The sequence below is a fragment of the Thalassotalea ponticola genome (genome assembly GCF_041379045.1).
Taxonomy (GTDB): Bacteria; Pseudomonadota; Gammaproteobacteria; order Enterobacterales; family Alteromonadaceae; genus Thalassotalea_A; species Thalassotalea_A ponticola.
Map to the genome: position 1 here is coordinate 2,125,180 of NZ_CP166871.1, position 26,585 is coordinate 2,151,764.

At 44.9% G+C, this 26,585-nt stretch carries 22 protein-coding genes and 6 tRNA genes; 13 read left to right on the plus strand and 15 right to left on the minus strand.

What is annotated here, in order from left to right; translation table 11 throughout:
• The first annotated feature begins 7 nt into the window (after positions 1-7).
• From cobO to ltaE, 4 genes are all read left to right on the plus strand, one after another.
• Complete coding sequence (gene cobO / locus ACAY30_RS09125; protein ID WP_290251070.1) at positions 8-610, plus strand: cob(I)yrinic acid a,c-diamide adenosyltransferase; 603 nt, start codon at positions 8-10, stop codon at positions 608-610.
• Positions 610-1,614: a cobalamin-binding protein gene (locus tag ACAY30_RS09130; protein WP_290251071.1), complete on the plus strand. Its 1,005-nt coding sequence runs from the start codon at positions 610-612 to the stop codon at positions 1,612-1,614. The genes cobO and ACAY30_RS09130 overlap by 1 nt, the downstream gene beginning before the upstream one ends.
• A gap of 21 nt (positions 1,615-1,635) precedes the next feature.
• Positions 1,636-3,582, plus strand: coding sequence for a TonB-dependent receptor domain-containing protein (locus tag ACAY30_RS09135; protein ID WP_290251072.1), 1,947 nt, complete (start codon positions 1,636-1,638; stop codon positions 3,580-3,582).
• A gap of 87 nt (positions 3,583-3,669) precedes the next feature.
• A complete protein-coding gene (ltaE, locus tag ACAY30_RS09140) occupies positions 3,670-4,701 on the plus strand; it encodes a low-specificity L-threonine aldolase (RefSeq protein ID WP_290251073.1) in 1,032 nt (343 codons plus the stop codon).
• Positions 4,702-4,798: 97 nt separating this feature from the next.
• Here ltaE and astB read toward each other — a convergent pair whose 3' ends face one another.
• Positions 4,799-6,136 carry an N-succinylarginine dihydrolase gene (gene astB / locus ACAY30_RS09145; RefSeq protein ID WP_290251074.1) on the minus strand — a complete coding sequence of 446 codons (1,338 nt, stop codon included), beginning with the start codon at positions 6,134-6,136 and terminating at the stop codon, positions 4,799-4,801.
• A 340-nt stretch (positions 6,137-6,476) separates the two neighbouring features.
• Here astB and ACAY30_RS09150 point away from each other — a divergent pair, with 340 nt between their 5' ends.
• The 3 genes from ACAY30_RS09150 to ACAY30_RS09160 are packed head-to-tail and all read left to right on the plus strand — an operon-like array spanning position 6,477 to position 9,123.
• Positions 6,477-8,204 (plus strand): acetolactate synthase 3 large subunit, encoded by a 1,728-nt coding sequence (locus ACAY30_RS09150; RefSeq protein WP_290251075.1) that lies wholly within the window; start codon positions 6,477-6,479, stop codon positions 8,202-8,204.
• The gene (gene ilvN / locus ACAY30_RS09155) at positions 8,204-8,701 is read left to right on the plus strand and encodes an acetolactate synthase small subunit (protein ID WP_290251076.1); all 498 of its coding nucleotides are present in this window, start codon (positions 8,204-8,206) and stop codon (positions 8,699-8,701) included. Before ACAY30_RS09150 ends, ilvN begins: the two co-directional genes overlap by 1 nt.
• 8 nt (positions 8,702-8,709) lie before the next feature.
• Positions 8,710-9,123, plus strand: coding sequence for a GNAT family N-acetyltransferase (locus ACAY30_RS09160; RefSeq protein ID WP_290251077.1), 414 nt, complete (start codon positions 8,710-8,712; stop codon positions 9,121-9,123).
• On the opposite strand, the gene ACAY30_RS09165 is transcribed toward ACAY30_RS09160, so the two are convergent.
• Both ACAY30_RS09165 and ACAY30_RS09170 read right to left on the minus strand, forming a co-directional pair.
• A complete protein-coding gene (locus ACAY30_RS09165; RefSeq protein ID WP_290251078.1) occupies positions 9,120-9,872 on the minus strand; it encodes an SDR family NAD(P)-dependent oxidoreductase in 753 nt (250 codons plus the stop codon). The two genes, ACAY30_RS09160 and ACAY30_RS09165, sit on opposite strands and share 4 nt — an antisense overlap.
• 33 nt (positions 9,873-9,905) lie before the next feature.
• Positions 9,906-10,379 (minus strand): DUF3429 domain-containing protein, encoded by a 474-nt coding sequence (locus ACAY30_RS09170; protein ID WP_290251079.1) that lies wholly within the window; start codon positions 10,377-10,379, stop codon positions 9,906-9,908.
• Between the two features lie 345 nt (positions 10,380-10,724).
• Between ACAY30_RS09170 and ACAY30_RS09175 the strand changes: the two genes are divergently transcribed.
• The 3 genes from ACAY30_RS09175 (at position 10,725) to ACAY30_RS09185 (ending at position 15,045) form a co-directional block, all read left to right on the plus strand.
• Positions 10,725-10,958: a DUF6482 family protein gene (locus ACAY30_RS09175; protein ID WP_290251080.1), complete on the plus strand. Its 234-nt coding sequence runs from the start codon at positions 10,725-10,727 to the stop codon at positions 10,956-10,958.
• A gap of 395 nt (positions 10,959-11,353) precedes the next feature.
• Complete coding sequence (gene ppk1 / locus ACAY30_RS09180) at positions 11,354-13,471, plus strand: polyphosphate kinase 1 (protein ID WP_290251081.1); 2,118 nt, start codon at positions 11,354-11,356, stop codon at positions 13,469-13,471.
• Positions 13,472-13,518: 47 nt separating this feature from the next.
• On the plus strand, positions 13,519-15,045 hold the full coding sequence (locus ACAY30_RS09185) for an exopolyphosphatase (protein WP_290251082.1): 1,527 nt from the start codon (positions 13,519-13,521) through the stop codon (positions 15,043-15,045).
• Between the two features lie 46 nt (positions 15,046-15,091).
• Here the strand turns inward: ACAY30_RS09185 and ACAY30_RS09190 are convergent, their stop codons facing one another.
• From ACAY30_RS09190 to ACAY30_RS09205, 4 genes are all read right to left on the minus strand, one after another.
• On the minus strand, positions 15,092-15,268 hold the full coding sequence (locus ACAY30_RS09190) for a hypothetical protein (protein ID WP_290251083.1): 177 nt from the start codon (positions 15,266-15,268) through the stop codon (positions 15,092-15,094).
• A gap of 119 nt (positions 15,269-15,387) precedes the next feature.
• Complete coding sequence (locus tag ACAY30_RS09195) at positions 15,388-16,704, minus strand: amino acid permease (protein WP_290251084.1); 1,317 nt, start codon at positions 16,702-16,704, stop codon at positions 15,388-15,390.
• Positions 16,705-17,019: 315 nt separating this feature from the next.
• Positions 17,020-18,108, minus strand: coding sequence for a TonB family protein (locus ACAY30_RS09200; protein ID WP_290251085.1), 1,089 nt, complete (start codon positions 18,106-18,108; stop codon positions 17,020-17,022).
• Positions 18,109-18,341: 233 nt separating this feature from the next.
• A complete protein-coding gene (locus ACAY30_RS09205; protein ID WP_290251086.1) occupies positions 18,342-18,497 on the minus strand; it encodes a hypothetical protein in 156 nt (51 codons plus the stop codon).
• Positions 18,498-18,699: 202 nt separating this feature from the next.
• Here ACAY30_RS09205 and ACAY30_RS09210 point away from each other — a divergent pair, with 202 nt between their 5' ends.
• Positions 18,700-19,986, plus strand: coding sequence for an APC family permease (locus ACAY30_RS09210; protein ID WP_290251087.1), 1,287 nt, complete (start codon positions 18,700-18,702; stop codon positions 19,984-19,986).
• Positions 19,987-20,142: 156 nt separating this feature from the next.
• On the opposite strand, the gene ACAY30_RS09215 is transcribed toward ACAY30_RS09210, so the two are convergent.
• The 6 genes from ACAY30_RS09215 to ACAY30_RS09240 all read right to left on the minus strand — a co-directional run bounded on the left by ACAY30_RS09215 (position 20,143) and on the right by ACAY30_RS09240 (position 21,009).
• A tRNA-Glu gene (locus ACAY30_RS09215) sits at positions 20,143-20,218 on the minus strand.
• A gap of 72 nt (positions 20,219-20,290) precedes the next feature.
• Positions 20,291-20,366 (minus strand) — tRNA-Glu (locus ACAY30_RS09220).
• Between the two features lie 86 nt (positions 20,367-20,452).
• Positions 20,453-20,528: transfer RNA gene (locus tag ACAY30_RS09225), tRNA-Glu, on the minus strand.
• A gap of 93 nt (positions 20,529-20,621) precedes the next feature.
• Positions 20,622-20,697, minus strand: a tRNA-Glu gene (locus ACAY30_RS09230).
• Positions 20,698-20,785: 88 nt separating this feature from the next.
• Positions 20,786-20,861: transfer RNA gene (locus ACAY30_RS09235), tRNA-Glu, on the minus strand.
• A 72-nt stretch (positions 20,862-20,933) separates the two neighbouring features.
• A tRNA-Ala gene (locus ACAY30_RS09240) sits at positions 20,934-21,009 on the minus strand.
• Positions 21,010-21,458: 449 nt separating this feature from the next.
• Here ACAY30_RS09240 and yvcK point away from each other — a divergent pair.
• Positions 21,459-22,427, plus strand: a complete 969-nt coding sequence (yvcK, locus tag ACAY30_RS09245; RefSeq protein ID WP_290251088.1) for a uridine diphosphate-N-acetylglucosamine-binding protein YvcK — start codon at positions 21,459-21,461, stop codon at positions 22,425-22,427.
• Between the two features lie 217 nt (positions 22,428-22,644).
• Here the strand turns inward: yvcK and dcd are convergent, their stop codons facing one another.
• Positions 22,645-23,238: a dCTP deaminase gene (dcd, locus tag ACAY30_RS09250; protein ID WP_290251089.1), complete on the minus strand. Its 594-nt coding sequence runs from the start codon at positions 23,236-23,238 to the stop codon at positions 22,645-22,647.
• Between the two features lie 33 nt (positions 23,239-23,271).
• On the minus strand, positions 23,272-24,384 hold the full coding sequence (gene apbC / locus ACAY30_RS09255) for an iron-sulfur cluster carrier protein ApbC (protein ID WP_290251090.1): 1,113 nt from the start codon (positions 24,382-24,384) through the stop codon (positions 23,272-23,274).
• A 115-nt stretch (positions 24,385-24,499) separates the two neighbouring features.
• On the opposite strand from apbC, the gene metG reads away from it, so the two are divergent.
• On the plus strand, positions 24,500-26,527 hold the full coding sequence (gene metG, locus ACAY30_RS09260) for a methionine--tRNA ligase (RefSeq protein ID WP_290251091.1): 2,028 nt from the start codon (positions 24,500-24,502) through the stop codon (positions 26,525-26,527).
• Positions 26,528-26,585: the final 58 nt, after the last annotated feature.

Genomic DNA, 26,585 nt, shown 5'->3' on the forward strand with positions numbered 1-26,585 from the left:
TAACTCGATGACAGATAACAAGCAACAGCAAAAACATCAACAACGACAGCAACAGTTAAAACAAGAAGTTGACCAAGCTATTGCCAACGCCACCATAGACAAAGGGCTGGTGGTGGTGATCACCGGTAATGGCAAAGGCAAGTCAACATCGGGATTTGGCACCGTCGCTCGTGCCGTCGGTCATGACTTACGCGCCAGCGTTGTCCAATTTATCAAAGGCTCTTGGAGCTGCGGTGAGCGCAATTTGCTAAGCCAGCACGGTGTTGATTTTTATGTCATGGCTACTGGGTTTACTTGGGAAACGCAAAACAAAGCGCAAGATACCGAGGCCGCACAAGACGCCTGGCAAGCGGCGAAAACCATGTTAGCCGACCCGAGTATCGATGTTGTACTACTAGATGAAATCACCTACATGATCAGTTATCACTACATTGACATTGATGAGGTGATGACGGCAATCGAGCAACGACCGAGTCATCAGCACGTGCTGATCACCGGACGTAACTGCCATCGACGCCTGATTGACTACGCCGATACCGTCTCGCAAGTGCAATCGGTTAAACACGCCTTTGATAACGGTATTAAGGCCCAACAAGGCATTGATTGGTGATGGCGATTCGAAGCTTCCCTTACATGTTGCCGTTGACAAGCCGAATAACCCAGAGCAACAAACCGAGTTGGCTACGTCTCAGAACAGGCTTTGCCTCGTCGATGTATCAACTCACAGGGCTTTGCTCGATTGCGCTGATACTGGCAATGCAAATGGCGGTTGCTATGCCTAGTGTCAGCTCTTCTGAGCTCGATGCAACCAGCAGCGAGCCTTCAACAACGCTACCACAGCAGGATAAAACAACGGATAAGCGCATTGTTGCCCTTGCTCCGCATATTGTTGAAATGCTCCATGAAATTGGAGCCTATGATCACATTATTGCCACCTCTGAACACGCAGACTACCCCCTGCAAGCCAAGCAGTTACCGCGAGTGGGTAACTATTTGGCGTTGGATATTGAGCGCATACTGCAACTGCAACCCGATCTGGTTATCGCTTGGCAAAGTGGCGTGCCGATTAATGACCTTGCGCGATTACAGAGTTTGGGAATAGATGTGCTGTTTTCAAATCCGACACAGCTATCTGATGTTGCCGATGAGCTACGCTGGCTAGGTCAATTAACCGGTCATCAATCATTAGCCAACCGCAAAGCAGCACTATTTGAAAAACAGCTCAGCCAGTTAACAAAACACTATCAAAACCGACCTAGGGTATCGGTATTTTATCAGTTATGGGCCCATCCCCTAACCACTGTGGCCAAAGATGCGTGGTCACAGCAGCAACTTGATATTTGTGGGGCCTACAATCCGTTCAACAGCGCGACAAGCCAATACCCACAAATTAATATTGAACAAGTTCTACTCGCCAACCCTGACGTGATCATTGTGCCACAATCACAATCAGTGACTAGCGATGGGTTTGACTGGTCAAAATACCCGTCGATAACAGCGGTTGTTCAACAGCAATACATTCACCCTAACGCCGATGCCCTGCACCGCATGAGTTACCGCTTAATTGATGAGCTGGCGATGCTGTGTGAGCGCATCGATGCATTTCGCCAATAATATCTTTAAGAGTTAGATAACGTGCCCGCTAAAATATATTACCGCTTACCACTAATCATTTTCCTAATCCCGCCGTGGCGCTCCTTGGCAGCACTGCTCTTGGGCTTACAGCCTTGGCAAAGTCTGGCCACACAGAGCATCGATGAGCATATTGTAGTAAGTGCAAATCGCAGTCAACAACAGCAATTTAGTGTGTTAGCGAGCACCGAGGTTATTAGTCAACACCAGATAGAGCAAAGCCAAAGTGACAACCTCGGTCAATTACTTGACGGCGTTGCCGGTATTCACGTGGCCAGTCAAGGTGGTGGTGGTCAAGTGCAATCGATCTACATGCGCGGTACCAACGCCAACCACACGCTAGTGCTTCTGGACGGCATCAAAATTGCGTCATCGTCTCTTGGCTATGCCAATATCTCGGCGATTAATATGGCGATGATCGAGCGGGTTGAAATTGTCAAAGGACCACGCGCGGCGCTGTGGGGCAGTGATGCCATTGGCGGTGTAATTCAATTGTTCAGTAAATCCTACCAAGCCAATGAAGGTGCAGCGGCGCTGCAGTTGGGCTCTCATCAATATCAACAAGCCTATAGCGGATTTGGCCTAGGCGATAGTGATAACTCGCTATCCGTGGCGTTTTCCGCCGAAAAAAGTGATGGTTTTAATGCCTACCAAACCGACCCGTTTGAGTACGATATTAACGAGCCCGACATTGATGGCTTCAAGCGATTTTCGACGTATTCAAACGGCAAACTAACGATTATCGACAACTGGTTGCTCACCGTTAATGCGCGAAAAGAGCACAGTTATAGTGACTATGACGCTAGCTATCCAGATTTACCATGTTTTTCAGAGCCAGCTAAAACCTGTCCTGTTTTTTATGCTAACCAACAACTTGAAAAGAATGACAGCATCAAAATAAGTAGCCACTACAAGCTTGATTGGCTACAACACGAGTTCAGCTACAGTTACCTCAAGCAGCATGCACTTACCTATGGCAATGGCATTGATAAACAGCAAGGTGAGCAAATAACGACGCAAAAACATCAGTGGTCAACGCTTAATCACTATCAGCTTTCGCCCCACGTGACGGTTGCGCTTGGCGCTGAGCTATTGAAGGAATCGGTCAGCAGCAATAGCGATATCGCCCCCAGTGTGGAGGGTTTTCAATCGTGGCAAAAAACCAGTCGAGACACCCTCGGCGTGTTTCTGCTAAGCCAATCGCAGTGGTATGATTGGCTATTTGATCTCGTCATTCGTCGCGATGACATTGATTATATTGGCTCTGAAAATAGCTATAATATCAGTCTTGGCTATCAACTGAGTGACAGCCAGTTAGTCGCCATATCGCAAAGTCGCGGTTTTAAAGCTCCGTCGTTTAATGATTTGTACTGGCCGAGTGCAGGCAACCCCAACTTACGCGCTGAAACCGCTAACAGCAAAGAGCTATTATTTCGCCAGCGTCTACTATTGACCAACATTGAGGGTCACGTTGAGTTGGTTTTATTTGAAAATCACATCGACAATTTGATCAGTTGGCAACCAAATGACTTTGGTCTGTGGCAACCGCAAAACATAGACCGGGCCGAAATTCGCGGTATTGATATTGCTTTGACGGCCAATCACCAGGCGTTATCACACACGTTTGCATTGAGCTATGTCAACAGTGAAGACCGCAGCAATGGCAAACCGCTGATGCGTCGACCACAAAAAACGGCCAGTTATCAACTGCAACTCAACTTCGATAGATGGTACGCATCGAGTGGCATTTATTATCACAGTGACAGTGACGATGTTAGCGCAACGCTACCGGCCTATCACTACGTTAATATTGGACTGGGTTTTGATTTGAGCGACCAAGTGAGTTTCAATGTCAACATCAACAACGCCCTTAACCAGCGCTATCAAAGTGCCGCCAATTACATCGCCGATAGACGTAATGTTAAGTTGGCTTGGCGTATTCACTTTTAATCCAACAAAATGTTATCAACGGCTCGCTATAACCACTAAGATTGCTGATAATAACGTATAAACGTTTTTAAACTGGCAAACAATTCAATGATAGATTTTCGTTCAGATACAGTAACTAAGCCAACGGAAAAAATGAAACGAGCGATGCTTGAAGCAGAGCTTGGCGATGATGTGTACGGTGATGATCCCAGTGTTAATGCGCTGGAACAACGCCTCGCCCAAATGACTGGATTTGACGCGGCTATGATCGTCAATTCAGGTACCCAATCAAATTTGTGCGCTCTGCTCGCCCACTGTCAACGTCAACAAGAATACATCACCGGCCAAGGTTATCACACCTACTTATACGAAGCTGGTGGTGCCGCGGTTCTTGGCTCAGTTGTGCCACAACCAATCGCCGTTGCCCCGTCAGGTGAGCTGGCAATAAGCGATATTGAGCGGGTCATTAAAGCTGACGACCCACACTTTGCGATATCTAAGTTGATCAGTCTCGAAAACAGCCACTGCGGCAAGGTTATTGATGTTGCCTACTTCGAACGCGTTAAACAATTCGCCGAACAACGCGGTTTATCTGTACACTTAGATGGAGCCCGCATCTTTAATGCAGTGATAAAGTTAGGTGTCGACATTAAGGACTTTTGTCAACACGTCGACTCGATTTCGATTTGTTTTTCGAAAGGACTTGGCACGCCGATGGGTTCAGTGTTGTGCGGCAGTAAAGCCTTTATTCAGCGCGCGCGACGAATTCGCAAGATGGTCGGTGGCGGTACCCGTCAAGCGGGTATGGTTGCAGCGGCGATGGATTACGCACTTGATCATCACATCGAGCGTTTACAGCGCGACCACGACAACGCTGCCAAACTGGCTCAACTATTAGCTGGTGTGCCCGGCATCGATGTACAACCGGTGCAAACCAATATGGTGTATCTCGACCTTGCACCAAGCATTAACCCTCAATTACTTGGCCACTTGTTGCACGCGGAAGGTATCTTAGTATCAGCCAGCAATAAACTCAGGCTCGTTACCCACCTCGATATTAGTGAAGCGGATATTATTTACAGTGCTAATGCGATAAAAGATTGTTTAGCATTAATGCAACAAGCAAACGACGCTGAGTAGGCACACGCGCAAAGGCAAAAGCAACGCGCTCTATGGCGCGTTGCTATGCGGAACGCAGACGTTCGACCACCCCGCCTAGCGAGGGTCTGACAAGCGATTACTGTTGAAAACGGTAAACAGAACCGATATTGAGGATTTGCGTTAAGTGATCGAGCGCCTCGCGCGATTCCACGAGCAACTCGGGATCGCGTAAATCATCAAAGCACAAGGTATCTCGGTAGTGTTTGTTAACCCAATCGGTTAAACGCGTATACAGTGCATCAGACATCACACAATGTTGATTGACCGCATTGAGTTCGGCTTCATTCATCGCTACGCGCAGACGCAAACACGCCGGACCACCGCCGTTTTTCATACTTTCATTAACATCGAAGTATTTAACCTGTTTGATTGGCGTGTTTTGATTAACTAAGTCGTCTAAGTACGCTTTAACTCGCGGGTTATCACGACAGTGCATCGGCGCGATAATCGCCATCTCACCGTTGGCTAAGGTGATTATTTGAGTGTTGAATAAATAACTGCTGACGCAGTCGGCCACACTGACTTGTTCACTTGCGACTTTGATAAAGTGCAGATCTTGTGCGCCAAATTTTTGTTGAACTTCGGCTAAAAACGCTTCGCTGTTTAAAAACGCCTGCTCGTGATAAAACAACACGTTTTGATTGCCGACACTGATCACGTCATTGTGGAATACGCCTTGGTCAATGACATCGGGGTTTTGCTGAACAAAGACCACTTTGTCGTCACTTAAACCGTGTAAACGAGCAACCGCGCGGCTTGCTTCGAGTGTTTGTCGAGCTGGATATTTTTTTGGGATTGGCATCTCAGAGTTAAATGCGTATTTGCCAAAGGTAAATATTTCAACCCCTTGTTCACCGTATTCGCTGCATAATCGGGTGTGATTAGCCGCCCCCTCATCACCAAAGTGATCGTTGTCGTTTAAGTGCAGGTGATGGGTAAAGTGTTTGTCATCGGCAAACACACTTTTGAGAATATTCCCCGTCGTTTCCGGCTCTAGTGAACGGTGAAACTTATTGGTCAAATTGGCGGGGGTAAAATGCACCTTATTGTCATTGGTATCGGCTGATGGCGATACCGTCGCAGCGTTGGCAGTCCACATGCTCGATGCGCTGCAACAAGCCGATAAAACCGCCGGCGCTTGTTGATACGCTTTTTCTAACACTTGTGCATCACTGCCGGCAAAGCCTAAACGACGCAATGAAAAGATATCTGGGCGCTCTTGTGGCGCAAACACCCCCTGTACCATGCCCATGTCGTGTAACGCTTTCATTTTTTTTAGACCTTGTAGCGCCGCACTTTTTGGACTCGATACGTCATTTGCGTTTAATTTTGAGGCCACATTGCCCTCTGATAAACCAGCGTAATTGTGTGTAGGGCCGACAAGGCCATCAAAATTAGCTTCAAATGTTTTCATAATTCCCCGCGATTATTTTTCAAATAAGCACTCATTTTATCTATTTTTGTCGCTGAGTAAATTAAAAAACGCTTAGTATTCGGCGATTTACAGGCGGTTGTTAAAATAATGTTGACAACCTCAAGTAAGTCATATAAATATTAATTAACTTAAAGCAAATATTCATTATTCGATGTTGAAACTGATTCTTCTCCCTATTGTGCTGATTGTCTTGGTAGTCTTACCACGGCACGGGGGCCTGTTGAATCATTAACATACGCATAATAATTCATTAAAACCCTCAAACTATCGATTGAGGGTTTTTTCGTTTTTAGGGCAAAAAAATTTCAAAGGCAGGGGTATGAGTACACAAGATCACTATTGCGGTGCACAATTATTGACAAAATCACTGGCCGAGTTAAATGTTGAGTTTATCTTTGGTTACCCAGGTGGTTCTGTGTTAGATATTTACGATGCCATTTTTCAGCAAGACAAAGTCAGCCACATACTGGTTCGCCATGAGCAAGCGGCTACGCATATGGCAGATGGCTATACGCGAGCAACGGGTAAAACGGGGGTCGTGTTAGCCACTTCGGGGCCCGGTAATACCAATTGCGTAACTGGAATTGCCAACGCTTATATGGATTCGATACCTATGGTGGTATTAGCCGGTCAAGTGCCGTCAAACTTAATTGGTGGCGATGCTTTTCAGGAAACCGACATCGTTGGTTGCTCGCGCCCTATCGTCAAACACAGTTTTAATTGTCGCGATGTAAACGAGATTCCCAATGTGCTGGCCAAAGCGTTTTACCTTGCCGAAACGGGGCGCCCTGGACCCGTGGTGATTGAATTGCCAAAAGACATTTTAAACCCCAATGTCAAAGTGCCATTTCATATGGATAAAACGCCACACATTCGCTCGTATAGCCCTACGGTTAAAGGACACGGCAAACAAATTAGAAAGGCGGTTGAGAGTTTAGTGAACGCCGAGCGCTTGGTCATTTACAGCGGTGGTGGCATTGTCCTGTCTGATTGCTCTGACACCTTAACCGAGTTGGTTGAACGTTTAAACGCGCCGTGCACAAATACTTTAATGGGGCTTGGTGGCATCAGTGGCTTGCACCCCAATTTTATTGGTATGCTCGGAATGCACGGCAGTGTTGAAGCGAACAAAGCGATGGCCAACGCCGACGTCATTTTAGCGCTAGGTGCTCGATTTGATGATCGAGTAACAAATAAGGTTGAAAAATTTTGCCCTAATGCGACCATTATTCACGTCGATATCGACCCAACCTCAATATCGAAAACCGTCAACGCCCACATTCCCATTGTTGGCTATGCCGATACAGTGATGAAACAAATACTGGCCAAGCTCGATGCTATCGGTCATCAGCCTAATAGTGATAACTTTGCCCATTGGTGGCAACAAATAGAGCAATGGCGAGCATTAAATAGCTTTAGTTATCAGACGGATGCAGAAAAAATAAAGCCACAACAGGTGGTTGAGGCCATTTATAAGCACACCCAGGGAGATGCGTATATTACCTCTGATGTAGGGCAGCACCAAATGTTTGCTGCGCAGTACTACCCGTTTAAAGAACCGCGCAAATGGATCAACTCAGGTGGTTTGGGCACCATGGGGTTTGGCTTTCCCGCCGCGATGGGCGTAAAGCTGGCTTTTCCCGAAGCCGATGTCGTCTGCATCACCGGTGATGGTTCGATTCAGATGAATATTCAAGAATTATCGACCTGCCTGCAATACAACCTGCCGGTGGTTATTGTTTCGTTAAACAATCGCTCATTAGGTATGGTAAGACAATGGCAAGATATGCTCTACGACGGTCGCCACAGTTCATCGTACATGGAATCGCTACCTGATTTTGTCAAACTGGCCGAAGCGTACGGCCACGTTGGTCTTCGCGTTGACCACCCAGATCAGCTCGACGATGCGATAAAGCAAGCGCTGTCGATGAAAAATCGTCTGGTGTTTGTCGATGTTTTAGTTGATGAAACCGAACATGTCTATCCGATGCAAATGCGCTTTGGTGCTATTGACGATATGTGGTTGAGAAAAGGAGAAAAAGTATAATGCGTCGTATTTTATCTGTGTTATTGGAAAACGAACCAGGGGCATTATCTCGTATTGTGGGCCTTTTTTCACAACGCGCATTTAATATTGATAGTCTCAATGTGGCTCCTACTGACGACCCAACTTTGTCGCGAATTACCATTTCAACGTTTGGTGATGACCAAGTGCTTGAACAAATAACCAAGCAAGTGAATAAACTGGTGGATGTGCTTAAAGTAAGCGATTTAACCGAGCGCCAACACATCGAACGAGAGTTAGCGTTAATTAAGGTACTGGCGCTGACGTCGCGCACGCGCACCGAAGTCGCCCGCTTAAGCGATATTTTTCACGGCAATATCGTTGACGTGGGCAAACAGGTATACACCTTAGCTATTCACGGCAAGGCCGATAAAATCAGTGCCTTTATCGACGCACTGCGCAACGAAACCGACATTGTTGAAGTGGTGCGCTCTGGCACTCTGGGTATCGCTCGCGGTGAAAAAGCACTTAGCGTCTAATTACTACCTTGCTTAACGTCACCGTTGCTATTAAAGCCGATAAAAAGCGAGTCAAGCGCTTTTACAAACAGCAAGCGTACTCGGCTAGCTTCTTAGGCGATGATGTGTGTTACCTATTGGTCGACGCCACTGATCAAATCATTGCATCAGTGATCGTCTCCTATCAGCACCAATGCCCGTTTTTGCATGCTCTTGTTGTTGCTAAACCTTATCGAAATCAAGGTATTGCCAGTAAGCTATTACAACACTGTCAGCAACAACACCGAACGATTACCTGTTTTGCCAAACGCGACCTCAGAGGATTTTACCTTCGGCATGGGTTTGTCGTTTGCGCATCTGGACATATTGATAATAGCTTGTCTTCTCGCTATGCTCGCTACGTTATCAAGCAACCCGATCTGTTAATCTTTGCGTACGGCTAAAATTCGATCGGCTTTCCTTGCCAATCGACATAGTGCAGGTGGCCATCGCATACGAGGTTAGCGGTGACGTTGAGGCACGCTATAGCAACAAAATCAGGTGAAAACAATTGCTGCGGTTTGACGTTTGCCTGAAATGGCCGAGATAATGGTGTATCGGTAGTACCGGGATGAAAGGCTACTATCATACACTGTTTCGCTCGCCGTCTTAACTCAATCGCCGCGGTTTGCAGTAACATATTCAGTGCCGCTTTGGAGCTTCGATAACCGTACCATCCTCCTAATTTATTGTCATTTATACTGCCTACACGAGCTGAAAATACGATCAATTGGCACCGACACTGATGAGAGAGATACAGCGCGACCTGTTTGACGAATAAAAAAGGCACAATGGTATTGCTTTGATACAACTGACTAAGTGCGTGAGCACTAACATCCTCAAGTCGTTTTTCAGGGCTGATCAACGGATTGTGCAACACGCCATTAAAAATAATCACCTGTGTTACCTGTTGCCAGTCACCGTGTACGCGCTTATCAACTTGCTCGATTGCACTGCATATCGCTTGCTCGGAGTAATCACAATCTATGGCAATAACCCTATCGTTGTGCTCGAACTCAGTTGTCGGTTTAGAGCTGATTAAAATCAATTTTTGTTGCACTGACTGATTGGGTTTTTGATTGCGCTGTAAGATTTGCTTGGCCACAGCTTGAGCAATCGCAGAAGACGCGCCAACTAACACTATGTAACTCATTACCGGCTCCTAGCTCTATCTCTTGTCATCACTTTACTTCCCCAAGCTAAAAATCAAAATCAGGTGGCAACTTACGACGGTTAAGGTTAACACCCAGCGCATCGTTTGATAGCGTTTAAAACTATTCACTTGCCCGCTGTTGGGGTTAAAGTTTCTCAATCGCGCCTCACTAATGATCAGTAACAAATACAATGCACTATACAAAGACAAACGCAACGCTAGGTCGGCAAATACTTGTAAACTCAACATCAACCAAACAAGCAGCATCAGTGCATTTGAGATTATTAGCAAGGTTTTGCCTCCGCCAATACTACGCCCTACCAAAGCTTCAGCCCACAAGGCACCGCTTAAAAACACAATAATCAGCGCACTGTAGTGCTCAAATAAGGGCAGTAATAACTGACGAGTAAATGGTTGCTCAAAGAATATCAGTGTTAACAACGCCAACAAAACAAAGGGGATCAATCCCAAGTAGCCCAGAGCTATTGCTAAACCATATTTTGACATTTACTGTTCTACCCTACTCGCACTTAGCATCATTGCCATGTTCTCCACCGCTTTAAACGCTTTGTAACGCCACAATACCGGTCCTAGTACCCATACCCGACTACATCACAACAGGTGTCAACACCAGGTAATGCTTGGTCGGTGGTTGCGCTATTTCTATACAGTGTAGAATACGCCGCTTGCCAACACGAAGATCGCCTATGCTCAATAACGAACATACCGCAACACGCCCTAGTGTCTGCTGATCACGCGGCCAAGCCTTAATCACCGCGGTGATCCCGCTTAGTAATTGCTCAGTAAGATCAGTTACTGTTAATGCTGCGCCGTGCGCTTGTGAGGCTCTTTATGGAACTGACCATCAAATCATTCGAAGGCAACATTTACCTTGTCAGCGAAAACGGAACCCTGTTAACTAATCAATTTAACACCCCCGTACGCTTTGACTCGATAAGCCAAATAAAAGAGCATTACCGCAGCAATATGCCAAGTAGCGTGACGCTAGAACAACACACGCCTTACGATGAAATGTGCGGTTTGACCTCAGCGACAACCCCGTTAGTAATCCCCCTTCACTGGTGATTCACCGATACAACAATAATTATTTAAGTATCTGAATTAACAACCAAATAAATGCTTGCGATTGGTGTTGTCCTTTCCTATGCTTTTACATGGAACAAGCCATAGCGACCACTGCTGTGCGGGTAAAGTGCGATACCCCGATCGATCATTGATTCGTACACCGCTGACGTCCGGGGCCGTTGCGCTATCGGTCTTGCGTCAAGACAGCGAGTTGAGTCAATGAGCTAAGTCAGTACGTCAAGCAATCGAGCCGTATCCCAGTATACAACGGGTGGTGCCTTGGTAGCACTGAGCGATGGACAAACGTTCTTGGCCATCCCGACAGTCTCATCTTTAAAAACAAGCGGTACTGATTTGTCGTTAGTAGACAATCGTCCGGTCGAACGAGTGAGTTTATGTTCGCAGAATTTAGCAACGAAGATTATTTTTCTCGCCACCTCAGTTGGCTTGCATTTAATGCACGCGTACTGCAAGAAGCACAAGACTCGCGCAATCCAAGCATTGAACGATTGCGTTTTCTCGGTATTTTCTCCAATAACCAAGACGAATTTTTTCGGGTAAAAGTGTCTGATATCAAGCGTAATGCGTTACTGCAAAAAGCCGCCGGTAATGAGCTAGCCGTAGAACAATACCAGCGCTTATTACAGCAAATCGAACAACAGGTATTAGCATTTAACACATTGTTTAATCAAGCTTATAACGACATCTGCCACGACTTAAAACAACAGGGCTTGGAGATTATCGATCACAGCATGCTCAGTGATTTTCACCGGCAATGGCTTAAACAGTATTTCGATGCCCAAGTTCTCCCCTATATACAACCACTGATCGTTAGTAAAAACATTGATTTTCAGCATGTCATTGAAGATCACATCACTTATCTATTTGTCGAAATTCAGTGCCAAGAGCAACGTCAGTACGCGGCGATTGATGTACCGATAAAAGACAGTGAACGCTTTGTCTTACTGCCGCAAGAAAAAGACAGCAAGAGACAGAAAATCATCTTACTCGACGATGTCATTTGTTATGCCTTACCCAGAATATTTAGCGGTTTGTTTGAGTTTGACAAGTTACAGGCGTACTCGTTTAAAATCACTCGCGACGCGGAGTACTATCTCAGCGAAGACGATATTGATGACTCGATCTTAGTGAAAATGTCTAAAGGTATTAAGCAGCGCTTGCACACTGAGCCCGTGCGTGTTGTACGCGATCAAGATATGCCTCTTAGGATGGAAAAAAAGCTAAAAAAACTACTCGGCTTTACCAATTATGACACCACTTTACCCGGCAGTCGCTATCGCAATTTCAGAGACTTTATTAGCTTTCCCAATTTCAATAAACCCGAGCTGTGTTATCAACCTTGGCAACCTATGATATGCGGTGATTTCACTCGCTTTACCACGGTTTTCGAAGCCATTTCAGATAAAGACATCTTGCTGCATTACCCCTATCATTCATTCAACCACTTTACCGAGTTTGTCCGCCAAGCGTCGTACGATCCAAGAGTGACATCAATAAAATTAAACATTTATCGAGTTGCGGCAAAGTCGCAAGTCATTGGCTCCCTGCTCGACGCGGTGCGCAATGGCAAAAAGGTTACCGTTAATGTTGAACTGCGCGCTCGCTTTGACGAAAGCAACAATATTGAGTGGTCTAAACGGATGACCGATGCTGGGATAAAGGTGTTATTTGGTATCCCGTCACTGAAGGTACACTCTAAACTGTGCTTGGTGAACCGCCAAGAAAATGGTGAAATCGTTAAGTACGCGCAAATTAGTACCGGTAACTTTAACGAAGATACCGCCAAAATTTATACCGATTTTGCCTATTTCACCAAGAAACAACAAATTGCAGAAGAAGTTAACAATGTGTTTAGATTCATCGAACACAGTTATAAGCAGTTTAACTTTGATCATTTACTGCTCTCGCCAATTAACCAAAGAGAACAACTCGAGCGCCTTATCCAAAATGAAATCATTAACGCCAAGGCAAGCATACCTGCTTCTATCACCCTAAAACTCAATAATTTAGTCGACCAACGCTTGATTGATAAACTGTATCTCGCAAGCGCGGCAGGGGTGACGGTGCGATTGCTAATTCGCGGCATGTGCTCGCTAATAGCCGATCACCCAAAGGCCGGTAACAATATCACCGTAATCAGCGTGGTTGACCGCTATTTAGAACATTCGCGGGTGATGATTTTTTATGCCAACGGCGCCAATAAAGTATTTTTAAGTTCCGCTGACTGGATGACCCGAAATATTGAAGATCGAGTTGAAGTGAGTGTGCCCATTTACGAAGATGACTTAAAGCAACAAATCATCGACATGGTGGAGTTTGGTTTTAACGACAATTGCAAGGCACGCATTATTAACGCCTCACAAACAAATGATTACGTAACACAAGATGGTGATAAAGCGCGTTCTTCTCAGCAGCAAACGTATCTGTATTTAAAGGCATTAGAGCAGACCAAGTTAGTATCTGAGGATAAAAAATCTGCTAAAGCCAAATAATCCATCAACTACACTATATAGATTAGGGTATACCAGTATAAGTGACGATGAGCGATAATGTTGAGACAACTATTGATAACCAAGATATAAACGCACATACCATTGCTGTGGCCGATCTCGGGTCGAATAGCTTTCACTTGGTGTTGGCGCGTATTGTCGCGAATGACGTGCAAATATTATTGCGAGAGAAAATCAAGGTGCGCCTTGCGCAAGGTCTTGACAGCGATCTCGTGCTGAGTGAAGAAGCCATTAACAGAGGCTTAGAAACACTGGCCATTTTTGCCGACACGCTCAAAGGGTTTCATCCCGATCACGTTAATATCATTGCCACCTATACCCTAAGAGCAGCGGTCAATCGCAATGATTTTATCAAACGCGCAAAGTCGATATTACCCTACCCTATTCAAATCATTAGTGGCAAAGACGAAGCCCGTCTAATTTATTCAGGTGTGGCGCACAGTATGCACTTTACCGGTAAACGCTTGGTGATTGATATTGGCGGTGGGTCAACAGAATTTGCTCTTGGTCAACAGTTTGACACCTTGGCATTATCCAGTCGCAATGTCGGATGCGTCAATTTAAGCAATGCCGTTTTCCCCGATGGTAAAATATCGAATAAGCGATTTAACAAAGCGCTAATGAAAGTTGAGCAGGAAATCCAACCTATCGTTGAACGATATCAACGCATTGGCTGGGATATATGCATAGGCACCTCAGGCACCGCATCGGCATTACTCGAAGCCGCGACGGCCAATGGGTATTGCGACAATACCCTCAGTCATTCAGCGTTGCTCAAACTCAAAAAGCGGTTATTAACGTTTAAGCATTTTGACGATATCGACCTTGACGGAATTAATGAAGATAGAAAAAGCGTTATTGTTGCCGGTTTAGCGGTCATGCTTGGTGCCTTCGAAATCCTGCAAATCAATGAGCTACAGTATAACGATAAGGCACTGCGCGAAGGAGCCTTATACGACATGGAAGACCAACTACAACAAGATGATATACGAGTGCGCAGTGTCGATAGCTTGATTGCACGTATGAATATCGATACTGCCCAAGCCGATAGGGTTTGCTCAACCTGCTTTGACATACTCGAACAAGTCAAGTTGGATTGGCCATTTGACAGCATAACCGACGCAGCCAATATACTTATGTGGGCCGCTAAACTGCATGAAATAGGCTTACATATTAATTCATCCGCGGTAAACAAACACTCGGCTTACATTGTCAGCAACGCCGATTTACTTGGTTTCTCACAAGAAGAGCAACAGTTACTCACCTTACTAATTCGCTTTTATCGAAAAAAAATAAAGCCAGATGAGTTGGATGAATTTACCCTATTTATCGATCGTGACGTGTGTCGCTTGTTGGCTATTTTTAGACTCGCGGTGCTGTTTAATCAAAAACGACAAAACCAGTTTCTCGCCGCCTACACAGTTAAAGCGAGTAAAAAGAAACTGACCATCACATTTACAGACAACTGGTTGCAAGAGCAACACTTGTTGAGCGCGGATTTACAGGATGAAAAAGCGGTGTTAGACGATATCGATATTATTTTGCAGGTGCGTTAGGGTAAAACAAAGAAGGCTGGCTTGTGTCATCAATATCTATACGATTTTAACTGCCTTTGTGCTGCTCATGCGGCAGTTTTACCGGTTTGCACAAATAGCCTTTGGTGTGTGATGCTCTGGCGCAATCTTTACATATAAAACGCGGCTTATCGACAATATGCCACAATTCGTGCAAATGTGCTTCGACTTCTTTTTTCTTCCACTTGCAAAGGGATTTTACCATGGGGGATTCGCCTATTTGTGACCTTACTTAAGTCTAATACCAAATAGTGAAAAACACCTATCAAGGATGACTAATTAATATCGGTCATCCTTTGCAACGCCAGCGGTAACAAAACCGTGTTATTCGCTAAACTCGTTACTCACCAAGCGTTGCGCTCGCCGCATCAAGGCATAAACAGGCAAACCGGCTATAAGCAATACACAGCCCCAAAATATGGCGTCAAAACCCGTATTTACAATAATCCAAGCGGAGAACACAATGGCAAAGAGTGATACGCTAGCCGATGCAAAACTAAGTTTATGGCTTGCTTGTCCGCCGTAAAGCATCAAGGCGTGAATAATCGCACACACTAAATACGGTAACAGACTGGTTAACGTGGACAGTAAAATAACAAACGTAAACTGTTCGACCAAGTTATCGCTGGCATTCATCAACACCAATGCCGAGACTAATAATGACGATAAGATAATGGCGTTAGCGGGCACGCCATTTTTTGAAGTTTTGGCAAACACTCTAGGTAGTAGTGAATCTTTTGCCGCCGCCATAGGCACTTGCCCCACTACCAAGGTCCAACCGTTTAATGTACCAAAACACGAAACCACAGCAATAAATGCCACCGCGTAATAAGCCCACTGACCAAATAACAATGCAGCCGCATCTGCAAACGGTGCATTAGATTGTGCAAGTTGTTCGGGCGCAATTAAGCCAAGTACAGCAAACGTGCTGGGAATGTAAATACAGGCGGCAATTAAGGTTCCCAATAATGCGGCACGAGGGACATTCTTTTCAGGGCTCTCTACATCATTAGCGGGAATATTTGCCGACTCAAGACCTAAAAACGCCCACATGGTCATGGCCGCCACCGATGATACTGCAGAAAAGATACTGTCACCCGAGCGATTAAACGGCTCAAAGTGCTGCTCTTGCATAAAGAACACGCCTACCACGGCGATTGCGATCAGTGGGATCACTTTAGCTAACGTGGTCAACAGCTGTACTTGACCCGCCTCTTTAAGACCGAGCAAATTAACCCCCACTAAAATCCAGACAAAAGCGAGTGTTGCCAGGGTGGCGATAAGGTTATCAGCCGCCAAGATAGGGATAAATACCGACAAGTAACTGACTAACGCAAGCGCGATTGCCGCATTGGCCGTGACCACGCAAAACCAGTAGCCCCAAGCGACAATGTAGCCCATTAGATCGCCGAAATGATGCTGAGCGTATTTGTAAGGCCCACCCGAGCCACGGATCTGACGCGCCAAACTGGCAAACACATAGGCTAGAGATAACGCCCCAAGCGCCGAGATAATCCAGCCAAATAAACTGATGCCGCCAAAGTTTGCTAATGCTGCTGGTAGTAAGAAGATGCCGCTACCGACCATGTTACCGGTAACTAATGAAGTGGTTGTCCAAAACCCTAATTTTTGCGTTGCCATACCTTTCCCTAATTTACTGCTAATCATTAACCTAACGCTATGCCCGTTTAAAATCAACAGCCAGGCAACAGTTAGTTAACAAATAAGAGAGGATTGGCGGTAGGTAATAGAGACCAAAAATCACTTGATGGCGAGCGCACATATATGGCTGAGGTTTGTACTGAGCAAAGGTTAAAACAGTCGAATTTTTATAATTTTTTTATTTAACCGTATCTTTTGTGTATTGTCTGGACAATACCTGCATTAGATTTAACGTCTGCTTCAAGCCGCCTAAATGTCGCGTGAAGCAGAGTCATAATCTATCACTATCACCTTTTATTCTGCCATTTTAAAGTCGAGCCGCACCGTTGTGTATGCTTGTATCGGCTTACCATCTTCAAATTTAGGTGCATAGCGCCATGTCTCGATTGCTGCCAAAGCTGACTTCTCAAACAAATGGCCACCATTAGACGCTAATATTTTTGGTTCCAAAACCATTCCGAATTCATTAACAGTAAAGCCTATATCCACCCACCCTGATTTCCCTTTGCGAGCATAATTAATTGGATATTTAGGACTGCGTCTAAACAACGGTGTTTGTTCTTGATCATCGAGCCAAGGTGTCATTGAACCAATGGCTATACAATGCTTCGTGGCTTGATCACTTTTTCCCGTATTTTCTAACGCGTCAATTAGAAATGCATGGGTACTAAGTTCTAGAGGGTGAGTTACACCGTCGAGAGATTCAAATACACGCAAATTAGCCTCAAAGAAATCAATCGCTTTGTTATACTTTTTTCGAGCCAAATAATATCTACCCGCCCAAAAATTAGCGCTAACCACTCGCTTATCGTTTTCAGGTAAATTTTCAGTAAGATACTTTTGTGCTGCTAAAATAACATCACTTTTGCGAGAACCTAGACGAAGTAATGCTGCTCCTGCATCCAATTGAATTTGCGCATTAACATAAGGAAGTTCTTCTTCATGGTCCTTGGCAATAGCTAAAGCGTCAAGGTAATAATTTATCTCTTTTTCTACTTTGAAGAGAGCTGATTGACCCAAAAGGATAAATATTTCTGCAAGCTCAATGGCATTTTCTCCATATTTACTTTTGAAAATATTTAATGTCGTTAAAAGTAGCTGCTCAGCTTGTTCCTCTTGATTGTTCTGGAGGTGTTCTCGCGCTAAAATTAAAGCTAAGTTTGCTGTATTGATATCTTTTTCGCCATAGAGTTGCTTGCCTAGCAGATAGGCCGCTTCAGCATGCTTAAATTGCGCATTTCTATCATTAGTTTCTAACGATTTTTGATATGAGTAATAGGCGGACTTAAACTGGGCGTTTAAGGTTTCGCCTGTGTTTGCATTAGTACTAAATGGTATAGTTGCTAGTATTACTAAAGATAAACAAGTCCGTTTTAAAATCATTTAAGTTCCTATTCCCCGAATATTCCAGGCTACAGTTGGTTAACTACCGTTGCGATAGATTCGCATTTTTAATGCTAATTGCGTCAATGTATTTTCTCCTCAAAAACGGCTACTAATAATCGACAGCGGTGTTAGAGGCTCACAACAGTCACTCGCTACTATTTATTAATCAATAAGTTACGCTATAATTTTGGCCGATGCAAATTTCCATATTCGACCGTTCACAAACAACTCTAACTCAATATATTTTGAGTATTTGGTTCCAATTTAATTTGTGCCAGTTCAGATCCTATGGCTTTGGTTTGTACTAAGATTTCGTTTTCATCTAACGTTGGCATTTCAGCCTTACCTAAAACAAGACAGTGTGTCTTAGTTTGATATTGTTCCATCTCCCATCCGCCCGCTAAATGAAAAGGTAAGGTACCTATAACCATCCCCGTTTGGGTTGAGGCTAAAATAATTTAATTGTGCAGTATATCAATCAGTTAAACCGGTCTATCGTTGAAACGAATTTTCATGTCAGGCTACTATTTACCCACTGTTTTTTAATGTTATGCTATGGATTGTTATTAACACCGCAAGGAGATGCTGATGCAGGGTGCCAACTTAAAATATCGTCGTGACATGGGCATGCTGGGTGTATTTTTCATTGTCGTCAATGGCTTAATTGGGGCCGGTATTTTTGGACTACCTGAAGCACTCTATGCTGCTGTCGGCACCTTTTCACCTTGGTTATTACTTATTGGTGGACTACTGGTCATGACCATCGTTATCTGTTTTGCCGAACTGACGAAACTGACCGATAAGTCAGGCGGACCACAGCGCTATGTTAGTGATGCCTTTGGTCCCTACCCGGGCTTTATTGTTGGCTGGAACTTCTTTGCCGCCCGGTTGATCAGTCAAGGCGCCAATGTATTGGTTCTCGTCGCCTATGCCGCAGCGCTATTTCCAATTCTTAATGACGGTATTGCCAAAGTCATAGTGATCATTGCCTTACTCAGTACAATAACGTTTATCAACGTTATCGGTATAAAGCGCGCAGTCACCGTACTTGGTACGTTAACAGTGTTAAAGCTGTTACCTTTATTAGTATTGATGTTGTTCGGTATTTATCACGCGTCTGTACACGGCTCTGTGGAACTTCCAAAATTTAGCGCCGTCGAGGGTGTTGCCCTTGCGGCGTTGTATGCCTTCGTCGGTTTTGAAAATGCAACGATTCCAGCGGGTGAGACCAAAAACCCTCAACGGTCAATGCCCCACGCCTTGGTGCTTGGTCTTGCCATCGTAACCTTGTTCTATTTTGGCTTACAATGGGCCTACAGCTACAGCTCGATTGCAGGCAGTGGCTCTGAAGCGCCCCTGACCTCTTTGGCGGGTGAGTACGGTGGTAACATTGGCTCCCTGCTTATTGCTGGGACGATCGTCATCAGCGTCCTTGCCAACCTCACTGCAGGACACACCTCAGCGAGTCGAATGCCTCCAGCACTCGCCGATGATGGGCTATTACCTACCTGGTTTGGCAAGGTATCTCGTTGGGGTACACCTGCCAATTCGATTATATTTTTCGGTGCAGGGGCAATTTTGATCTCTCTTTGGGATGACTTTTTAGCGCTAGCCGCGGTAAGCACCTTAGCTCGGTTAATCGCTTATATCGGCTCGATAATAGCCTTACCCTCTCTTAGACAACGAGCAGGCAAGAGTCGGTTCAACACAACCATTGTGCTAACCGCTCCAATAGCTTTAATCCTTAGTCTATGGGCAATGCTGCAAACCAATGTAACGCATTGGCAAACACTGGGCGGTGTTGCTTTGGTTGGCACCGCACTGTTTGTTATTGCTCGAATAAAACAACATCACCTTTGTTACGACGAAGGTTAGCTATGCCGTACGCCCTATTCCTCATGTGCGCTTTACTTTCATCTTGTGCCAACATTTCATCATATGGATATATGATTATGAAGGCGTGACGGAGCGGAGAACAAACGACAGATGCAAAAAAGCCGGCATAAAGCCGGCTTTTTCTCACTAAAGAAGTGGCATCCCGTAGGGGATTCGAACCCCTGTTACCGCCGTGAAAGGGCGGTGTCCTAGGCCTCTAGACGAACGGGACGCTGAGATTAAATGCGAACATTTAATATGTGTTGTCATTAGCAATAACAACTGAAACCTAAGATAAAATAAGTGGCATCCCGTAGGGGATTCGAACCCCTGTTACCGCCGTGAAAGGGCGGTGTCCTAGGCCTCTAGACGAACGGGACGCTGAGATTAAATGCGAGCATTTAATATGAGTTGTCATTAACAATAACAACTGAAACCTAAGATAAAATATGTGTGATAAATAAAGTGGCATCCCGTAGGGGATTCGAACCCCTGTTACCGCCGTGAAAGGGCGGTGTCCTAGGCCTCTAGACGAACGGGACACAAAAATTACTGATTAATCAGTATACTTTGGTGTCTGATGGCTTACCATCGGGCACTAAGAACTTTCAAACTTTACTCATCAGAAAATAAGTTGGCATCCCGTAGGGGATTCGAACCCCTGTTACCGCCGTGAAAGGGCGGTGTCCTAGGCCTCTAGACGAACGGGACACAAAAATTACTGATTAACAGTATACTTTGGTGTCTGGTGGCTTACCACCGGGCACTAAGAACTTTCAAACTTACTTTCAAAAAATAATGGCATCCCGTAGGGGATTCGAACCCCTGTTACCGCCGTGAAAGGGCGGTGTCCTAGGCCTCTAGACGAACGGGACGCAAAATTGATTATCAAAAACAATGACAAACAACTTCAACAACTCTAACGATGACAAGGTCACTAAGTAAAATGGTGGAGCCATGCGGGATCGAACCGCAGACCTCTTCGCTGCCAGCGAAGCGCTCTCCCAGCTGAGCTATGGCCCCTCTACTTGACCTTTCAACGTTGGCCTTGGACTGTCGTTGAAAACGAGGCGCATTGTATGGAGTACTTGAAAAACTGTCAACACATTTTTTGAAATTAATCTGAAAAAACGCTTGTTCGCTCATTTAATGATCGCTTTGTTTGTTTTTTGGCTTTTTTCTCTGACCTGATGGTGGTTTTTCATCAACTTGCAGGTTTGTTTCATTTGCTTTACCTCGATTGGCCAATACAATGAACACGCAGTTAATTTTACCCTGCTAACAAAACCTTTATATGAAGGTGTTGCCTCTGTCGCAAAATCGCTGTCAATTAGCTACACTTGATATCATTACAATAGTCATAAAAAACGACCCGAGTCAGTGTATCCACTTTGATAACCAGTAGCTCTTAGGTAAAATCACTCACGCACGGGCGTTGGCATCAAGCCAACTTAATAACAGGACATGATTGGATGCAATTAAAATCAATGAATGTGGTAGCGCTTGGCGGTGGCCATGGCTTAGGGCGCGTATTGTCAACACTCTCCTTTTTAGAAAACAAGCTCACTGGTGTCGTTACCACAACCGATAACGGTGGTTCAACCGGCAAACTCAGACGTCGATCAAGTACCATTGCGTGGGGCGATTTACGCAATTGTTTAACCCAGTTAGCAGCCAGTGATTCGGTTGGTAGTCAGTTGATGAACTTTCGTTTTGGCGGTCAAGACGAATTAACTGGTCACAACTTGGGGAATCTTATTTTATACGCGCTAAACGATATTCATACCCGCCCGCTCGATTCAATCACCTTGATCAGTAATATGTTGCGAGTCAAAACGAGTGTGCACCCAATGTCTGAAACGCCAACTGACCTGATGGCCTTTTACAGTGAAGGTCGCGTTAAAGTGGGCGAGCTATCGGTTGACGATATGGTGAGTATGCCAGACACAATGATGCTTGCGCCGTTGGTCAAAGCTCTGCCGGAAACCATTAATGCAATTAAACAAGCCGATGTGATTATCATTGGGCCCGGAAGCTTCTTAACGTCGGTCGTTCCTCCTCTGTTAGTTAAAGATATCAGTAAGGCGATTAAGAAAAGCCGTGCTCACTGTATTTACATCGATAATATTATCAAAGAGGAATCACCTGCCGGGCAGTTGACCATTGACCAAAAATTAGCATGGCTAAAGCACAACCTTGGCTTCCAACCAATTGATTTAGTGATCAGCGAAAATAGCAAAGAGACATCGCAGTTAGTAAAGCAACTCACCTGTCCGCTAGCGAGCGACCAAGAGCGCTACTTTCACGACAAAGACAAATTAATTGGTGCGATTGAACAAGCCATTGAGATACTAACGCCGGCGCCAACGCTAAAGACGAGTAATGACGTTGACGCGGCAACTCATTCGTCACCAAAGTCGATAAGTCACGTAACCGCTTAACTGGGGTAGCTGAACTGGGGTAAGAAGAACGTTGTAGGTGAACTCAGAGCACGAGCACTGCTATCGATATGACATTGGCGGTTAATACATCATAATGTCGACTGACGCCAATTCTGAAACGCCACTTGTAAGCGCCACTTGTGTAGTGGCGTTACATACAGTTAAAGACGACTTTAGATGGCAACTCTAAAGGAAAACGTTAACTACCTCTTCGCCGCTAAGCACTTTTGTCGTCTTCACTAATCCGACTTGCTACCGCACCTTGTTGATCTTTGTATTTGGCATCAACCCGTTTGTTGTATGGGCGAAGAGCCTCACCTGACATAGTTTCAAAGTTAAGTGCGGCAATAATCATTTTCGGACGTAAAGCCAAAGGTAATTTTCCTGAGTTATAAAACTCCAATACCACCTGCCCTGACCACCCCGGATCGATGCGATGCGCCGTAACGTGAACCATTAACCCCAAACGCGCTAACGACGAGCGACCGTCTAACCAACCAACGATGTCTGCAGGTAAGGTTACCGATTCATAGGTAACGCCTAAAGCTAACTCACCAGGGTGTAAGAAAAAGGCTTCACCATCATCAATATGGATTTCCTCACTCATCACTGTATTCATCGCGGTCTGCACGTCATTCTTAGGGCCGCTTAAATCAATATACGGTGCATTGTGATCTTGAAACACTCGAAACTTATTACCTAAACTGATATCAACACTTACTCCGGAGATCATTGTCTCATCTGGGCGAGGGTTAATTTTAATTTTTTCTTGGTTTAGTAATTCAATAATATCGCGGTCACATAATCTCATAATTTTTCTTCTGTTATTCTCGTCATCGAGCCGCTACTCTGCGATAGTCGTTATCGTTGGTGTTTGAGGACTTTTCGCATCAAGCTGATAAAACAAACCAGCGGCCATATTAATCGCTATTTTACGGTAGTTTTCACTGACTTCGCTAGCAGTATTTTCAGTAATTACGTTTTCGCCCTGGTCGCTGTGCTCGCGAATCGCTATGTGCAATGGCAACTGCCCTAACACCTCAATATCGTATTGTTCAGCTAAGCGCATAGCACCGCCTTCACCAAACAGCGGTGATGGATGTTGGCAATGCTCACAGACGTGATAACTCATATTCTCAATCACGCCTAAAACAGGCACCTGCACTTTATCAAACATGGCTATGCCTTTGACTGCATCTTTGAGGGCGATATCTTGCGGGGTGGTGACCACAACGGCTCCGGCAACCGGTACTTTTTGTGCCAAGGTAAGTTGAATGTCGCCAGTTCCTGGCGGCATATCAATGAGAAGATAGTCGATATCATCGCCCTGCTCAGTTTGCCATTGGGTTTCGTTAAGCATTTGTGCAAATGCCGAACTTGCCATTGGCCCTCGCCAAATGGTGGCGTCTTTATCAGATACCAAAAAGCCAATTGACATAGCGGTCAAGCCATTGACAAAAATAGGTTGCATTGATTTGCCGTCAAGCGAAACCGGTCGAGCACCTTCAATACCCAACATAGTGGGAATAGACGGCCCGTATATATCGGCATCGAGAATGGCCACATTAGCCCCCTGCTCAGCAAGGGCATACGCTAAATTAACCGTGGTCGTAGACTTACCTACCCCGCCCTTACCTGAGGCGATGGCAATAATGTTTTTCACTCCCTTAACACCGTGCTGACGCACCGGTTCAATGTGATAATCAAGCTCAACATCGACATCGATTTCAAATTTCTCAACAACTGCTGTTGCTAGCTGCTCGATGCCTTTTTGACAAGCAAAGTAGGCGGTGAAACACAAGCAAATACTGTCGCCGTCTCGCTTGACCTGCCATTCTTTCATCGCTGCGTCTAAACCAAACGAAAATGGGCTCTGCTGATATTGTTCGAGAAACTGAGTTACTTGATTTAGCAATTGCATGTCCTTTTTGGGTGATGAAAAAAACTTTTTAAACATAGTCGGCAGTTTTTCTTATAATTTATAAGATTTCTTAATGAAAATACGCCTTAAATTCTGTACTATCCGAGGCCATATTTCTATTAAATAATTTCATAATCAGGCAAATAGTCAAATGAGTGATAAAAATCGCAAAATTTTGGTGACCAGTGCCCTGCCATACGCCAATGGCCCAATCCACTTAGGTCACCTTCTTGAATATATTCAAACCGATATCTGGGTGCGTTTCCAGAAGATGCGTGGTCACGAAGCATATTACGTGTGTGCTGATGACGCCCATGGCACACCAATCATGTTAAAAGCTCAACAATTGGGTATTAGCCCTGAGCAAATGATTGAGCAAGTGCGCGAAGAGCACATGGCAGATTTTGCCGATTTTCACATTGAGTTTGACAACTATCACTCAACTCACAGCGATGAAAACCGCCAGTTTGCTGAATTAATTTACAACCGCCTAGACGAAAATGGTTATATTAAGCGTCGCACCATTTCACAACTGTTCGATCCAGAAAAACAAATGTTTTTACCGGATCGCTTCGTTAAGGGCACCTGTCCTAAATGTGGTAGCGAAGATCAAAACGGTGACAACTGCGATAGCTGCGGTGCAACGTACTCGCCAACCGAGTTAGTTAATCCTAAGTCGGTGGTTTCAGGCGCAACACCGGTAATGAAAGATTCTGAGCACTTTTTCTTTGACTTACCGGCTTTTGAACAAATGCTTAAAGACTGGACTACCTCGGGTTCTCTGCAAGAAGAAATGGCAAACAAACTCAACGAATGGTTTGAGTCTGGCCTTCAGCAGTGGGACATCAGCCGCGACGCGCCATACTTTGGTTTTGAAATTCCCAATGCACCTGGCAAGTTTTTCTATGTCTGGTTAGACGCGCCTATCGGTTATATGGGTAGCTTTAAAAACCTATGTGACAAAAAGGGCATCAACTTTGATGAATTTTGGCAACAAGACTCTGAGGCTGAGCTGTACCATTTTATCGGTAAAGACATTATTTACTTCCACTCGCTGTTTTGGCCGGCGATGTTAAAAGGATCCGGTTTTAGACAACCAACATCGGTTTACGCGCACGGTTTTGTAACCGTAAACGGTACCAAAATGAGTAAATCAAAGGGTACCTTTATCAAAGGTCGTACTTATTTAGACCACTTGAACCCTGAGTTCTTGCGTTATTACTTTGCCGCCAAATTAACTAGTCGCATTGATGATTTGGATTTAAACCTTGAAGATTTTGCGCAGCGCGTAAATTCGGATCTGGTTGGTAAAGTGGTAAATATCGCCTCGCGTTGTGCCGGTTTTATCAGTAAAAAGTTTGACGGCATGCTATCGACCGATATTGACGACCAAGCGCTTGCCAATGACGTAATGGCTGCCGGTGACTCTATCGCAAGCCATTATGAAAATCGCGAGTTTGGTCGAGCGATGCGTGAAATTATGGCTTTAGCAGACAAAGTAAATGAGTACATCGCTGTTAAAGAGCCTTGGGTTTTGGCAAAACAAGAAGGCAAAGAAAAAGAAGTACAAGACGTGTGCTCTATGGGCATTAACTTGTTTAGAATCTTAATGATTTACTTAAAACCGGTATTACCAGAGCTGGCGCAAAAATCGGCTGACTTCTTAAATGATGAACTTCAATGGGACGGTCACAAAACCTTGTTGACTAACCACAAAATCAATAAATTTAAAGCGCTTATGCAGCGCGTAGATATGGATAAAGTAAACGCTATGGTTGATGATTCAAAAGAAAACTTGGCAAGTGCACAAGCCACAGCCATCAGCGGTCCGCTTGCCGATGACCCGATCAGTGATGAAATCAGCTTTGACGATTTTGCCAAAGTTGATCTGCGCGTAGCAAAAATTGTTACCGCCGAGCACGTTGAGAAAGCCGACAAGTTGCTGCGCATAGAAGTGGATTTAGGCGGAGAAAAACGTCAAATATTCGCTGGTATTAAATCGGCTTACCAACCAGAAGACTTAATTGGTAAGTTAACGGTTGTCGTTGCCAACTTAGCACCGCGTAAAATGCGTTTTGGGATGTCAGAAGGCATGATCATTGCCGCCGGTCCTGGAGGCAAAGACATCTTTATTTTAAACCCTGACCAAGGCGCAGAGCCTGGCATGCGCGTCATGTAAGGTCACCGTAATGGTTTAGTAAAAAGGCAGCCTTGGCTGCCTTTTTAATTATAATTTT

Excerpts from the sequence above, each read along its gene's own strand:
- yvcK (WP_290251088.1), top strand. The coding sequence starts at position 21,459 with ATGCAATTAAAATCAATGAATGTGGTAGCGCTTGGCGGTGGCCATGGC.
- ACAY30_RS09200 (WP_290251085.1), bottom strand. The coding sequence starts at position 18,108 with ATGATTTTAAAACGGACTTGTTTATCTTTAGTAATACTAGCAACTATA.
- ACAY30_RS09150 (WP_290251075.1), top strand. The coding sequence starts at position 6,477 with ATGAGTACACAAGATCACTATTGCGGTGCACAATTATTGACAAAATCA.
- metG (WP_290251091.1), top strand. The coding sequence starts at position 24,500 with ATGAGTGATAAAAATCGCAAAATTTTGGTGACCAGTGCCCTGCCATAC.
- ACAY30_RS09185 (WP_290251082.1), top strand. The coding sequence starts at position 13,519 with ATGAGCGATAATGTTGAGACAACTATTGATAACCAAGATATAAACGCA.
- ilvN (WP_290251076.1), top strand. The coding sequence starts at position 8,204 with ATGCGTCGTATTTTATCTGTGTTATTGGAAAACGAACCAGGGGCATTA.
- ppk1 (WP_290251081.1), top strand. The coding sequence starts at position 11,354 with ATGTTCGCAGAATTTAGCAACGAAGATTATTTTTCTCGCCACCTCAGT.
- ACAY30_RS09205 (WP_290251086.1), bottom strand. The coding sequence starts at position 18,497 with ATGGAACAATATCAAACTAAGACACACTGTCTTGTTTTAGGTAAGGCT.
- dcd (WP_290251089.1), bottom strand. The coding sequence starts at position 23,238 with ATGAGATTATGTGACCGCGATATTATTGAATTACTAAACCAAGAAAAA.
- ACAY30_RS09165 (WP_290251078.1), bottom strand. The coding sequence starts at position 9,872 with ATGAGTTACATAGTGTTAGTTGGCGCGTCTTCTGCGATTGCTCAAGCT.
- cobO (WP_290251070.1), top strand. The coding sequence starts at position 8 with ATGACAGATAACAAGCAACAGCAAAAACATCAACAACGACAGCAACAG.
- astB (WP_290251074.1), bottom strand. The coding sequence starts at position 6,136 with ATGAAAACATTTGAAGCTAATTTTGATGGCCTTGTCGGCCCTACACAC.
- ACAY30_RS09190 (WP_290251083.1), bottom strand. The coding sequence starts at position 15,268 with ATGGTAAAATCCCTTTGCAAGTGGAAGAAAAAAGAAGTCGAAGCACAT.
- ltaE (WP_290251073.1), top strand. The coding sequence starts at position 3,670 with ATGATAGATTTTCGTTCAGATACAGTAACTAAGCCAACGGAAAAAATG.
- ACAY30_RS09195 (WP_290251084.1), bottom strand. The coding sequence starts at position 16,704 with ATGGCAACGCAAAAATTAGGGTTTTGGACAACCACTTCATTAGTTACC.
- ACAY30_RS09170 (WP_290251079.1), bottom strand. The coding sequence starts at position 10,379 with ATGTCAAAATATGGTTTAGCAATAGCTCTGGGCTACTTGGGATTGATC.
- apbC (WP_290251090.1), bottom strand. The coding sequence starts at position 24,384 with ATGTTTAAAAAGTTTTTTTCATCACCCAAAAAGGACATGCAATTGCTA.
- ACAY30_RS09175 (WP_290251080.1), top strand. The coding sequence starts at position 10,725 with ATGGAACTGACCATCAAATCATTCGAAGGCAACATTTACCTTGTCAGC.
- ACAY30_RS09130 (WP_290251071.1), top strand. The coding sequence starts at position 610 with ATGGCGATTCGAAGCTTCCCTTACATGTTGCCGTTGACAAGCCGAATA.
- ACAY30_RS09210 (WP_290251087.1), top strand. The coding sequence starts at position 18,700 with ATGCAGGGTGCCAACTTAAAATATCGTCGTGACATGGGCATGCTGGGT.